Annotated in this window: 11 protein-coding genes and 1 other RNA gene; 6 read left to right on the top strand and 6 right to left on the bottom strand. The window is 60.2% G+C overall.

What is annotated here, in order from left to right:
- The first annotated feature begins 15 nt into the window (after positions 1–15).
- Entirely contained in the window at positions 16–1,347 is a 1,332-nt protein-coding gene (locus ACZ5SR_RS11570; protein ID WP_464448821.1) for a transglycosylase SLT domain-containing protein, read from the top strand.
- Positions 1,348–1,388: 41 nt separating this feature from the next.
- Here ACZ5SR_RS11570 and ACZ5SR_RS11575 read toward each other — a convergent pair whose 3' ends face one another.
- The 4 genes from ACZ5SR_RS11575 to dnaX all read right to left on the bottom strand — a co-directional run bounded on the left by ACZ5SR_RS11575 (position 1,389) and on the right by dnaX (position 5,581).
- Positions 1,389–2,420, bottom strand: a complete 1,032-nt coding sequence (locus ACZ5SR_RS11575) for an ABC transporter substrate-binding protein (protein WP_464448822.1) — start codon at positions 2,418–2,420, stop codon at positions 1,389–1,391.
- Between the two features lie 186 nt (positions 2,421–2,606).
- Positions 2,607–3,197, bottom strand: coding sequence for a recombination mediator RecR (gene recR / locus ACZ5SR_RS11580; RefSeq protein WP_464448823.1), 591 nt, complete (start codon positions 3,195–3,197; stop codon positions 2,607–2,609).
- A gap of 10 nt (positions 3,198–3,207) precedes the next feature.
- Complete coding sequence (locus ACZ5SR_RS11585; RefSeq protein ID WP_100117600.1) at positions 3,208–3,531, bottom strand: YbaB/EbfC family nucleoid-associated protein; 324 nt, start codon at positions 3,529–3,531, stop codon at positions 3,208–3,210.
- Positions 3,532–3,571: 40 nt separating this feature from the next.
- On the bottom strand, positions 3,572–5,581 hold the full coding sequence (gene dnaX, locus ACZ5SR_RS11590; RefSeq protein ID WP_464448824.1) for a DNA polymerase III subunit gamma/tau: 2,010 nt from the start codon (positions 5,579–5,581) through the stop codon (positions 3,572–3,574).
- 105 nt (positions 5,582–5,686) lie between these two features.
- Between dnaX and ffs the strand changes: the two genes are divergently transcribed.
- Both ffs and ACZ5SR_RS11600 read left to right on the top strand, forming a co-directional pair.
- An RNA gene (ffs, locus tag ACZ5SR_RS11595) (signal recognition particle sRNA small type) lies at positions 5,687–5,783 on the top strand.
- A gap of 362 nt (positions 5,784–6,145) precedes the next feature.
- Positions 6,146–7,843 (top strand): AMP-binding protein, encoded by a 1,698-nt coding sequence (locus ACZ5SR_RS11600; protein WP_464448825.1) that lies wholly within the window; start codon positions 6,146–6,148, stop codon positions 7,841–7,843.
- Between the two features lie 96 nt (positions 7,844–7,939).
- Here the strand turns inward: ACZ5SR_RS11600 and ACZ5SR_RS11605 are convergent, their stop codons facing one another.
- Together ACZ5SR_RS11605 and ACZ5SR_RS11610 are read right to left on the bottom strand one after the other, a co-directional pair.
- The gene (locus ACZ5SR_RS11605) at positions 7,940–8,233 is read right to left on the bottom strand and encodes a hypothetical protein (protein WP_464448826.1); all 294 of its coding nucleotides are present in this window, start codon (positions 8,231–8,233) and stop codon (positions 7,940–7,942) included.
- 83 nt (positions 8,234–8,316) lie between these two features.
- Positions 8,317–9,633: a BaiN/RdsA family NAD(P)/FAD-dependent oxidoreductase gene (locus tag ACZ5SR_RS11610; RefSeq protein WP_464448827.1), complete on the bottom strand. Its 1,317-nt coding sequence runs from the start codon at positions 9,631–9,633 to the stop codon at positions 8,317–8,319.
- A 104-nt stretch (positions 9,634–9,737) separates the two neighbouring features.
- Between ACZ5SR_RS11610 and trxA the strand changes: the two genes are divergently transcribed.
- The 3 genes from trxA to ACZ5SR_RS11625 all read left to right on the top strand — a co-directional run bounded on the left by trxA (position 9,738) and on the right by ACZ5SR_RS11625 (position 11,928).
- On the top strand, positions 9,738–10,070 hold the full coding sequence (gene trxA / locus ACZ5SR_RS11615) for a thioredoxin TrxA (RefSeq protein WP_464448828.1): 333 nt from the start codon (positions 9,738–9,740) through the stop codon (positions 10,068–10,070).
- A gap of 246 nt (positions 10,071–10,316) precedes the next feature.
- Positions 10,317–11,579, top strand: coding sequence for a transcription termination factor Rho (rho, locus tag ACZ5SR_RS11620; RefSeq protein WP_062405887.1), 1,263 nt, complete (start codon positions 10,317–10,319; stop codon positions 11,577–11,579).
- 85 nt (positions 11,580–11,664) lie between these two features.
- The gene (locus ACZ5SR_RS11625) at positions 11,665–11,928 is read left to right on the top strand and encodes a type B 50S ribosomal protein L31 (protein ID WP_062405888.1); all 264 of its coding nucleotides are present in this window, start codon (positions 11,665–11,667) and stop codon (positions 11,926–11,928) included.
- Positions 11,929–11,968: the final 40 nt, after the last annotated feature.

The raw sequence follows: 11,968 nt of genomic DNA on the forward strand, positions 1-11,968 counted from the left end.
ACTGTCGAAACTTCAGTGGCGCTCAAGCCCCAAGGGGTTTTGGGGCTGACCCCGCCAACCGATGTGTGGGAACGCATTCGGCGCGGCTTTGCCATGCCCGATCTGGAAAACGACCTGGTCCGCAACCGGGAGCAGTGGTATTCCAGCCGACCCGACTATATGCTGCGCATGACTGAGCGCTCGCGCCCCTACCTGTTCCATGTGGTGGAAGAGCTCGAGCGCCGCAAAATGCCCACTGAGCTGGCCCTTCTGCCCTTCATCGAGTCGGCCTTCAACCCACAGGCGGTGTCCAGCGCCAAAGCAGCGGGCATGTGGCAGTTCATGCCGGCTACGGGCAAGTACTTCGACCTGAAGCAAAACCTGTTCAGGGACGACCGCAGGGATGTGCTGGAATCGACACGCGCTGCGCTGGATTACCTGCAAAAGCTCTACAACATGTTCGGCGATTGGCATTTGGCATTGGCGGCCTACAACTGGGGCGAAGGCAGTGTGGGCCGTGCGCTCGCTCGCAACAAAGCACAAGGCAAACCGCTGACCTACAGCGACTTGAGCATGCCCAACGAAACCCGTTACTACGTGCCCAAGCTGCAGGCGGTCAAAAACATCATCGCCCAACCCGAGGTATTCAACACCCAGCTGCCCCTGATTCAGAACCACCCTTACTTCAAGAGTGTCCCCATTGAGCGGGACATTGACGTGGCCATTGCCGTCAAGCTCGCAGCCGTGAGCATGGAGGACTTCAAAGCACTCAACCCCTCAATGAACCGTCCGGTCATTTTGGCGGCAGGTACCCCCCAGATCTTGCTGCCTTGGGACAACGCCACGGTTTTTGAGCGCAACCTGCAAGCCCATGCCAACCGGCCCCTGGCCACCTGGACAGCTTGGCAAGCCCCTCGCACCATGAAACCCGAAGACGTGGCCCAGCAGCTGGATATGCCTGTGGAGCAACTGCGATCGGTCAACGGCATCCCCCCCCGGATGATGGTCACCGCGGGCTCCACTTTGTTGGTCCACCGCAAAGGTCGACTGGACAACGATGTCACGGAACACCTGGCTGACAACGGCCAGCTGGGTCTGGCCCCCGAAGTGGTACTCAAAAGGATTGCCGTCAAGGCACGTCAAGGCGACTCTCTGGCCAGTCTGGCCGCACGGCATGGTGTTTCTGAAGCGAACATGGCCGCCTGGAACAAACTGAAGGTCAATGCACGGTTGAGCGCAGGCCAAAACCTGACCATTCTTGTGCCTTCACAAGCGTCTAGGCGCGTCGCCCGCAACAACCCGGGCAACGCCACCAAGCCCAAGGTATCTGCGACACGCCAGAAGAAATCCACCAAGCCCAAACGCTGATGGGGGCATAGGCTGAAAATGGCCCACGCCTGAGATACCGCTCAGGCTGCGAAACGATTTTTGGACTTCTGCGCAAAACCATTGGTGTAGCTTGACGCCAAAGGCAGCCGGGCGCTGTTCAAACGCCCGGGCAAACGGGAGTGCACACGCCATGCATTGGCCACAGCGTCCGCAGCAAACAAGCCGTCCAACGCGTAGGACTCGCGTAATTTTTCGAAAGCACCCAGATAAATGGCCCGATCTCCTGCCCAGTGCCAGGGTGGGACCGTCTTCAGGATATCGGTCAAACCTGCTGTTTGCAGCCATTTGAGGGCATGCACCACCGCGTCGCTCAAGGCTTGGGCCAGCTCGGGCTGGCGCTGTAAAAAGTCAGTCTTTGCAAACAAACATGCACCTGGAACTGGGCCGCCCATCAGTTTGCGCGTGGACATCAAGGTACGCGCTTCGGCCAGCAAACGGATGTCGTTTTTTTGCTCCAGTCCGTACATGAGTGGATCGGGGTTACACAAGGCGTCGATGACACCACCGCGCAAGGCATCGGCTGCGCCTGCAGACGAACCCACTTCGACAAAAACCACGTCTTCTGGCAACAAGCCGTTTTGCAAGAGCCACTGACAAGTCATCCAATAGGTGCTGGAGTCCAGTGAAGTCACGCCAAAACGGGCACCTTTGAGCGCCATCATCGAACGCAGCTCCAGCCTTGAAGTCACACCCAGACTGACCTGGGGCGTTCGCCCGATCTGCACAAAGGCCTGGTAATTCAAGCCTTTGACCTGCAAACCAAACACATGGTCAAAGGCTCCAGCCACCACATCGGCTTGACCCTGCAAAGCACTGTTCAGCGCCTTAGCGCCGGATTCATGAGCCAACCACTCGACCGCAACCCCCGCGTGACGGAAATACCCCAGCTGATCGGCCAAGGTGAGCGGTAAATGGTAGAGGCTTAGCCGGGCTGGCAACGCGATGGAGACCTTGCGCAGCGGCTCCGCAGACGCTGGGGACAGGGAAGTGCCTGCCCAAGCGCCCATCGCTGACAGCAAAAGTTGTCGCCGTTGCCCATTGAGGCCAGACACAAACCGACTCCTGTGAACATCGAACATTCGATGACCCAAGGATAGGGACAAGTGCTGGGCGGCGCATCGGGATTGTTCCCGAGCGGGTTTTCACGTAATGGATTTCGGGTAGTTGACAAGCAAACGCACCACCGGATTGCGGCACTGAGGCGATTGAATGACCTCTTGGCAACGGCTGGTGCAGGATCAGCGCCGGTCGACCAGTGCGTGGGCGATGGTGCCCAGGTCCACGTATTCCAGCTCGCTGCCTGCGGGCACACCCCGGGCCAAGCGGGTCACGCGCAGGCCTTGCTGTCGGATCATTTCAGAGATCACATGGGCGGTGGCTTCGCCCTCGGCGGTGAAGTTGGTGGCCAAGATCACTTCGGTCAGCACGCCATCGCCCACGCGTTGTTTGAGCTTGGCCAGACCAATGTCGTGCGGGCCGATGCCGTCGAGCGGGCTGAGCTTGCCCATCAACACGAAATACAACCCCCGGTAAGTGCCTGTGCGCTCAATGGCCGACTGGTCAGCCGGGGTTTCGATCACGCACAAGACCGTGCGGTCACGGGTGTCGTCCAGGCAGGTGTCGCACAGCTCGGCCTCGGTGAAGGTGTGGCAACAGGCGCAGTGGCGGATTTTTTGCACGGCATTGTCTAGGGCTGCCGCCAATTGCCGGGCCGTGGCCCGGTCGTTTTGCAGCAGCTGAAAAGCCATGCGCTGGGCCGACTTGATGCCCACCCCCGGCAAGCCCTTGAGGGCCTGCACCAGTGTGGCAAGGGCGTGGGTGTCGGCCATGCTCAAGCGATCAGAAAGGCAACTTCATGCCCGGTGGCAAACCGGCGGTGAGCTTGCCCATTTTTTGCTGCGAGACTTCTTCGGCCATGCGCACGGCATCGTTGAAGGCGGCGGCCACCAAGTCTTCCAGCATGTCCTTGTCGTCCGCCAGCAAGCTGGGGTCGATGGTCACGCGGCGCACGCTGTGTTTGCAGGTCATCAGCACCTTGACCATGCCGGAGCCAGCTTGGCCTTCGACCTCCACAAATGCCAATTCGTCTTGGGCTTTTTTCAGGTTGTCTTGCATGGCCTGGGCTTGTTTCATCAGGCCAGCGAGTTGTCCTTTGTTGAACATGGGGTTTCCTTGATTGAGAGTGGGTATGGAGGAATAAAAATCAGATGACCTGGATGCTGCCGGGCACAATTTTGGCCCCGAAATCGCGCACCATGGCCTGCACCAGCGGGTCGTTTTGAATGAGTTCTTGTGCGGCCACCATCTTTTCAGCGGCCTTCACGGCCAGACGCCTTGCAGGGCTGTCGGTCACAGGGCCCAATTCGATGGCGAGCTTGACATCGCCATGGCCTGCGGCCTGCAAAGCCGTTTGTAAGCGTTCGCGGCTGGCCAGGTGGTTGAGCGTTTCGCGCTCCACGCGCAGCTGCCACTGGTTCGCGTCGCGGGCCAACAGCTGCGACTGCAGAGCCAACTCGCGCACCAGAGCTGTGATGGCATCTTGCGCCATCAGGCCTTGCACCACCTCCAGCCAGACATCGCCTTCGGGTGTGGCCTGCACGGCCGGCGGTGCGGACAGCGTAGGCAGATCAGCGCGCCCTGAGGTGGCCTCACGCACCGGCAAAGACCGCAAAGCAGGGGCAGCCTGAAGCTGCTCGGGCATGGCCGCGTGTTCCACGGGCGTGTGGATGGACTGGACATCGGCGTAGTCGGTGGTGTCGGGCCAGTCCTCCCAAGGGGGCGGCTCAGACAAGGTTGGCTCGGCTTGCGCATGGCTGATGACTGGCTCGGCGGGGGGCGCTGAAGCCTGCGGTTTGGCCATCTGTGAAGCCATGGGTGGCGGCACCTCACTGGGCCGGGCGGCTTGCGGGGCTGGCTTGGGCTGAGGGTCGGCGGCGACTGGCACAGCAGGTTCGTCAGGAGCGGCAGGTGCCACGACGGGCGCGACAGCGGCGATCGATGGAGCGGGAACTGCTGGGGCTACAGCTTGGGCGGGCTCAAGAGAGGCCTGAGGAATGGCCTGAGGAGTGGCTTTAGGGCTGGTCAGCGGGCTTTTTTTTTCCGCTGATCCCGCTTGGGGCTTGAAGGCCAGCAAGCGCAGCAAGACCATGGTCAGCGCTGCGTATTCGTCCGGGGCCAAGCCCAACTCGGTGCGCCCATGCAGGCACAGGCTGTAAAGCAATTGGGTTTCTTCGGCAGGCATGGTCTGGGCCAGATCAGCCAAACCCTGCGTGTCGGGGTCTTCGCCGTCATGCGCCATGCTGGGCACCATCTGCATCACGGCCATGCGCTGCAGCAGCATGGCCATGTCTTCAAGCGTGGCCGCAGCCGACACGCCTTGCAGGCGCAAAGCGTTGACCTGGTTCACCACCGCTGCGCCATCGCCCTCGGTCAGGGCGCGGATCATGTGCATGACATGGCTGCGGTCCACGCTGCCCAGCATCTGACGCACGCCGGCTTCTTGCAGCTGGCCGTTGCCAAAAGCAATGGCCTGGTCGGTCAGGCTGAGCGCATCGCGCATCGAGCCGCGTGCGGCGCGGGCCAGCAGGCGCAGTGCCAGGGGCTCGGCGCTCAGCTGCTCGGCCGCCAGCACCTGGGTCAGGTGCTCAAAAACCGTCTCGGGGGCCATGGGGCGCAGGTTGAACTGCAGGCAGCGCGAGAGCACCGTCACGGGCACTTTTTGCGGGTCGGTCGTGGCCAGCACGAACTTCAAATATTCTGGCGGCTCTTCCAGGGTCTTCAACATCGCGTTGAACGCGGTGTTGGTCAGCATGTGCACCTCGTCGATCATGAAGACCTTGAAACGCCCCTGCACCGGTTTGTAAACCGCCTGCTCCAGCAAGCTTTGCACCTCGTCCACGCCACGGTTCGAGGCGGCATCGAGTTCGGTGTAGTCCACAAAGCGCCCGGCGTCGATGTCACGGCACGCTTGGCACACGCCACAGGGCTCGGCGGTGATGCCGCCCTGCCCGTCTGCGCCCTGGCAGTTGAGCGACTTGGCCAAAATGCGCGAGACCGTCGTTTTGCCCACGCCCCGGGTGCCGGTGAACAAATAGGCGTGATGCAAGCGTTGCTGCACCAGCGCATTGGTCAGGGCTTGCACCACGTGCTCTTGCCCCACCATTTCGGTGAAATTGCGGGGGCGGTATTTGCGCGCGAGGACAAGGTAAGACATGGAGGTCGATTCTATCGGGCCAGGGGGGTGGTTCTGAGCAGAGGGTTCCGACAAAATTACAGCACCCCGGACAAAGCTGCCGCCCGCTCGCCTACAATGGACACCGACGGGCCTTCCCGCATGGTGAAGCGGCCAACCGGGTCAGGTGGGGAACCAAGCAGCCCTAACTGTGAATCCAGTGCCGGGGTCAAGGCTCGTCACCTTTTTCGGGCAGTTGCGCCATTGGGCCAAGCAAGTTGGCCTAAAGACCTGGTTTCAGTCGGTGCCCCTGCCCAGGCCCTTGAGCCCCCCATCCCCGATGCTCTACGCCTTTGATAAGGCCGAACATCTTGTCGACCGGTGGGCTGTTCATTGACCGATGTCTGAACCATCTCCCTGCCCGATTCCATACCCAGCGTCGTTTGGCGCGGTTGAACTGCCGCGGGCTGGCTTGCCGAGTCTGTGGCCTCCGGAGGCCTGTATTACCCTTGATCTCCCTAGGCAAGTCCCCATGCACAGGCCCATGTGCAGGCGCTAAACTGTTTTAACGATCCTGACCTGCACCCAACGCCCGCCGAGGAGCCCATGAGCGAACTTGCACAATTTTTAGCCAGCCGCGACGCTTTGCTGACCCATCGCACCGATTACGAAGCCGCCGTGGCGGCGTTTCGCTGGCCTGTTTTGACGCATTTCAATTGGGGGCTGGACTACTTTGACAGCATCGCGCGGGACAACCCTGCCCCGGCTTTGCACATCGTGGAGGCATCGGGCGATCAGTTTCGTCTGAGCTATGCCGAGTTGTCGCAGCGCTCCAACCAAGTGGCCAACTGGCTGGTGGCTCTGGGTGCGCGCAAAGGCGACCGGATTTTGCTGATGATGGGCAACGAAGTGCCGCTGTGGGAGACCATGCTGGCCGCGATCAAGCTGGGCGTGGTGTTGATTCCCGCCACCACCCTGCTCTCGGGCGACGATTTGCAAGACCGCCTGGAGCGTGGGCGGGTCAAGTGCATCATCACCAACGCGGGGGGCATGGCCAAGGTGCTGGATTTGCCCAGCGCCGTGACGAAGGGGCTGACTTTGGTGAGCGTGTCAGGCGGCGCGGGCTTGCCTGCGGGTTGGCAAGATTACGCGCTGTCGCACCAAGCCAGCACCGCCTTCACCCAACCCGAGCCGACCCGTGTGACCGATCCTTTGCTCGAGTACTTCACCTCGGGCACCACGGCCAAACCCAAGCTGGTGCAACACACCCAGCAAAGCTACCCGGTGGGGCATTTGTCCACCTTGTATTGGCTGGGCCTGCAAAAAGGCGATGTGCATTGGACCATCAGCTCGCCGGGCTGGGCCAAGCACGCCTGGAGCTGCTTTTTTGCGCCGCTCAACGCGCAGGCCTGCGTGTTCATTTACAACTACGCACGCTTCAACGGGCCAGACATTCTGGGCACGCTGGTGCAGCACCAGGTCAACACCCTGTGCGCACCGCCCACGGTGTGGCGCATGCTTATTCAAGAGGACCTGAAAGCCTGGCCCGTGCAGTTGCGTGAGCTGATTTCAGCGGGCGAGCCGCTCAACCCCGAGGTCATCGATCAGGTGCGGGCCGCTTGGCAAATCACCATCCGCGACGGTTATGGCCAGACCGAGACCACGGCTCAAATTGGCAACCCGCCGGGTGCACCGCTCAAGGCAGGCTCGATGGGGCGGCCTTTGCCGGGTTACAGGATGGTGCTGCTGAACGCCGATGGAGAACCCGCCGACGAGGGTGAAATTTGCATTGACCTGGCGCACCGCCCCACCGCGTTGATGAACGGTTATGCCGACGACACGGACAAAACCGCCGAGGCCATGCGCGATGGCCACTACCACACGGGCGACGTGGGTCAGCGCGACGAGCAGGGTTACATCACCTATGTGGGCCGGGCCGACGATGTGTTCAAGTCCTCGGGCTACCGAATCAGCCCTTTCGAACTGGAAAGCGCGCTGATCGAACACCCGGCGGTGGCCGAAGCGGCGGTGGTGCCCGCGCCCGACCCCGTGCGCGGCTTGGTGCCCAAGGCCTATGTGATTCTGGCTCCGGGCCATGCCCCCGATGCGGCCACGGCGGGCGCGATTTTCACGTTCATGCGGGAGCGGGTTTCGGGCTACAAATTGGTGCGCCGCATCGAGTTCAGCGACCTGCCCAAGACTATTTCGGGCAAGATCCGCCGAGTGGATTTACGCGCCCAGGAAAATGCGCGTGCATCCCAAAGCAGCCGTTACGCAGGCGAATTCAGGGAAGAAAACCCTTAAGGAAGGGTGGATGCGACACCTTGGGTTGAGGCTCTTGGGCCTCCAGTAGCCCCTGCGCACTCAGGAAAGTGGCAGGCCAATGCGTCTTAGAAACACTCAGGCCATGCGATGGCGCAACGCTGAAAATCGCATGGTTTTGACCTTGGAAGTGCTCACCAGTTGGGGGGCAGCGGGGGCTGCGCGGAGCAATTCAGAAACCAATCTGTCGGCATTTTGATGGGCACCGGCTCGGTTGGTTTCAAAAGCCAACCTGGTTTGCTGAGACATCTGAGCCACAAAGTTTTGTGGGTAGTCACGGACATTGAAACCACGCAAGGCCATCACTTTCATGAAAGCGTTGGCGGCCTCTTCTACGGCACGTTGGTATTCCTGGGAAGCTTCTGGCGTCATGTCTACCTCGTTGTTGATGAAGTTATTCACCAGCTAACAACGCAGCATATGGCCTGCGGGCATACACAACTTGTGTAGATTTGTTACAAATTCGTCAAAATAGTGTGCCCCGCACACCATCCACTGGCCAAACACGCCGTGAGCAAATACCCCCCTGTGGGCGCTTCCCAATCGATCATTTCTCCTGCGCAATACACCCCTGGTCGGCGCGTCAGCATGCCCCCCGAGGACATACCCGACCATGCCACGCCACCAGCAGTGCTGATCGCTTCCTCCACGGGTCTGGGGTTTTTGAGGGGCACAGACAAACTTTTCAGGCTGAGCGCCAACGCATCGGGCTGCGCCAAACAGGCCGGGGTGCACAGCTCGAAAAGCAATCCCATCTTGACGCCATCGATGCCCAAACGACTTTTGAGGTGGCTGGACAGACTGCGACTGCCACGCGGCCAACGCACCTCGGCACGCACCTGATCCAAGCTTTTATCGGGCAACAAATCCAGCGTCAATTGGGAGGCACCCCGCGCCAGATCGTCGCGCAACAGGGCCGATGCGGCATAAATCAGACTGCCTTCCAGACCCGTGTCGGTGATCACAAATTCACCTTGGCGCTCGAACCTGGGGGTTGCGTTCGCCCCGTGTCCCATGCTTGAAGCGGCTTCCACCCGGAGCACCACCGACTTGAGTGGGTGGCCCGCGAAGCGGTGTCGGAAATGGTCCGTCCAACCCATGCCCTCGCGCCCCAAGACGTCAAAGCCGCAATTGGCAGGTTGAAGCGGTGCGACCGCCACCCCCTGATCGGTCAACAAGGGCACCCATGCGCCATCTGATCCCAAGCGAGGCCAACTGGCCCCACCCAAAGCCAACAAAGTGGCACGGGCCTGCACGCGGCTCACGCCCGATGTGCCGGTGGGCTGAAAAACCAAGTTCTCCCCGTCCCAGCCCCGCCAGCGATGGCGCATGTGAAACTGCACAGGCACACCAGAAGCTGGATGCCTCAATCGATGCAACCAAGCGCGCAGCAAGGGCGCCGCCTTCATTTCAAGAGGAAATACCCGCCCCGAACTGCCCACGAAAGTCTCCACACCGAGGCCCTTGGCCCAATCCCTGACCGATTGGGCATTCATCAGGTCCAGCCAGCGCCCCACTTGCGTTTGATGGGGGCCATATCGGCTGCGAAATTGGGCCAAAGGCTCTGCATGGGTTAGGTTCAAACCGCCTTTGCCCGCGAGCAAAAATTTGCGCCCCACGGAGGGCATGGCATCAAACAAATGAACCGATACCCCCGCTTGCGACAACACCTCCGCTGCCATCAAGCCAGCAGGGCCCCCGCCGACAATCGCCACATCGACCGCCAACGCAGAACCCGAAGATGAAACAGCAGATGCGGGGAAATAAGTCATGAAATGATGTGTTGGCAACGCCTGTGCGACAGGTGAGCGCCTTGGGATTCTGTCAAAATAGACATAACTTTAGCCGCATCTTCAATGTTTATAAGGAATAGGCCATGGCCAGCGATCTGATCAAACACATTACCGACGCCACTTTCGAAGCCGACGTGCTCCAGTCCAGTCAACCCGTGGTGGTGGACTTCTGGGCTGAATGGTGCGGTCCTTGCAAAATGATCGCCCCCATCCTCGACGAAGTGGCCAGCGCCTACGAGGGCAAGCTGCAAATCACCAAGATGAACGTCGATGACAACCGCGACATCCCCGCCAAGTTCGGTATCCGCGGCATCCCCACTTTGATGATTTTCAAAGGCGGCCAGCTCGCTGCCACCAAAGTGGGCGCCATGAGCAAGTCACAACTGACGGCTTTCATCGACCAACAACTGGCGTGATGCCAACGGGCGACCGAAGGCTTCGGTCACCTCATTCGAAACCGGGCAGGAATGGCCCGGTTTTTTTGTTTTCAGCCCCTCTTCAAAACCTGTCATAATTTCCACAAGGCAACCCGAACAGGGACCAACGCCTTGATTGCCGGAAGCACCTGCCCCCAACCCCGGGCGGCATCCGGTTCTGAACATTTCCACCCGGTTATCTGACAACGGACACACAGCGGTCCGCTTCGACACAGGCCCATTCCCATGCATTTGAACGAACTCAAGGCACTTCATGTGTCCGAACTCCTGAAGCAAGCCGACACGCTTGAAATCGAGAACACCGGCCGCATGCGCAAACAAGAGCTGATGTTTGCCATCATCAAAAAGCGCGCCAAAGCGGGCGAACAGGTGTTTGCCGACGGCGTGCTTGAAATCTTGCCGGACGGCTTTGGCTTTTTGCGCAGCCCCGACTCGAGCTACACGGCCAGCACCGACGACATCTACATCAGCCCCAGCCAGGTGCGCCGCTTTAACCTGCACACCGGCGACATGATCGAAGGTGAAGTGCGCATCCCCAAAGACGGTGAGCGCTACTTTGCCCTGACCAAGCTCGACAAGGTCAACGACGACCTGCCAGAGAACAACAAACACAAAGTCATGTTCGAGAACTTGACGCCCCTGTTCCCCAAAGAGCAGATGCGTCTGGAGCGCGACATCAAGGGCGAAGAAAACATCACCGCCCGTGTGATCGACATCATTGCCCCGCTTGGCCGCGGCCAGCGTGCCCTGATCGTGGCGCAGCCCAAGTCGGGCAAGACGGTGATGATGCAGCAGATCGCCCACGCCATCACCGCCAACTACCCCGATGTGCACCTGATGGTGTTGCTGGTCGACGAGCGTCCCGAAGAAGTGACCGAAATGCAGCGCAGCGTGCGCGGCGAAGTGATCTCCTCCACTTTCGACGAACCCGCCTCGCGCCACGTGCACGTGGCCGAGATGGTGATTGAACGTGCCAAGCGCTTGGTCGAGCTGAAAAAAGACGTGGTCATCTTGCTGGACTCGATCACCCGCCTGGCCCGTGCTTACAACAACGTGGTGCCGTCCTCTGGCAAAGTGCTGTCGGGTGGTGTGGACGCCAACGCCCTGCAGCGCCCCAAGCGTTTCTTTGGTGCGGCGCGCAATGTGGAAGAAGGCGGCTCGCTCACCATCATCGCCACGGCCTTGGTCGACACCGGTAGCCGCATGGACGAGGTGATCTTTGAAGAATTCAAGGGCACGGGCAACTGCGAGATTCACCTGGAGCGTCGCCTTTACGAAAAGCGCGTGTTCCCCGCCATCAACTTGAACCGCAGCGGCACCCGCCGCGAAGAGTTGCTGCTCCAGCCCGAAGTGCTGCAAAAAACCCGCATCCTGCGTCAATTCATGTACAACATGGACGAAATCGAGGCGATGGAGATGGTCTTGAAGAGCATGAAAGCCACCAAGAACAACTCCGAGTTCTTCGACATGATGCGTCGCGGCGGCTGATACCCTATAATCGACAAGTTTTGCGGAAAGTGCTCTCAGATAGGCTGAGGAGTGGCTACCGTAGCGAAAGTAAAAGGATTTTCCCATGAAAGACGGCATTCACCCCAACTACCGTGAAGTTTGCTTCCAAGACATGTCCAATGGTTTCAAGTTCGTGACCCGTTCATGCGCTAACACCAAAGAGATGATCACCATGGAAGACGGCCGCGAGCTGCCTTGGTACAAGCTGGACACGACCAGCGAGTCGCACCCCTTCTACACCGGCACACAAAAGTCGGTCGACAACATGGGCGGCCGCGTGGAGAAATTCCGCAACCGTTTCGGCAAGACCACCACCATCGCCAAGTAATTCGCGAATCGGTGAACCCCAAAGGGCAGCCCGGGCAACC

Source organism: Limnohabitans sp. TEGF002 (assembly GCF_055395845.1).

Excerpts from the sequence above, each read along its gene's own strand:
- recR (WP_464448823.1), bottom strand. The coding sequence starts at position 3,197 with ATGGCCGACACCCACGCCCTTGCCACACTGGTGCAGGCCCTCAAGGGC.
- ACZ5SR_RS11585 (WP_100117600.1), bottom strand. The coding sequence starts at position 3,531 with ATGTTCAACAAAGGACAACTCGCTGGCCTGATGAAACAAGCCCAGGCC.
- dnaX (WP_464448824.1), bottom strand. The coding sequence starts at position 5,581 with ATGTCTTACCTTGTCCTCGCGCGCAAATACCGCCCCCGCAATTTCACC.
- ACZ5SR_RS11600 (WP_464448825.1), top strand. The coding sequence starts at position 6,146 with ATGAGCGAACTTGCACAATTTTTAGCCAGCCGCGACGCTTTGCTGACC.
- ACZ5SR_RS11605 (WP_464448826.1), bottom strand. The coding sequence starts at position 8,233 with ATGACGCCAGAAGCTTCCCAGGAATACCAACGTGCCGTAGAAGAGGCC.
- ACZ5SR_RS11610 (WP_464448827.1), bottom strand. The coding sequence starts at position 9,633 with ATGACTTATTTCCCCGCATCTGCTGTTTCATCTTCGGGTTCTGCGTTG.
- trxA (WP_464448828.1), top strand. The coding sequence starts at position 9,738 with ATGGCCAGCGATCTGATCAAACACATTACCGACGCCACTTTCGAAGCC.
- rho (WP_062405887.1), top strand. The coding sequence starts at position 10,317 with ATGCATTTGAACGAACTCAAGGCACTTCATGTGTCCGAACTCCTGAAG.
- ACZ5SR_RS11625 (WP_062405888.1), top strand. The coding sequence starts at position 11,665 with ATGAAAGACGGCATTCACCCCAACTACCGTGAAGTTTGCTTCCAAGAC.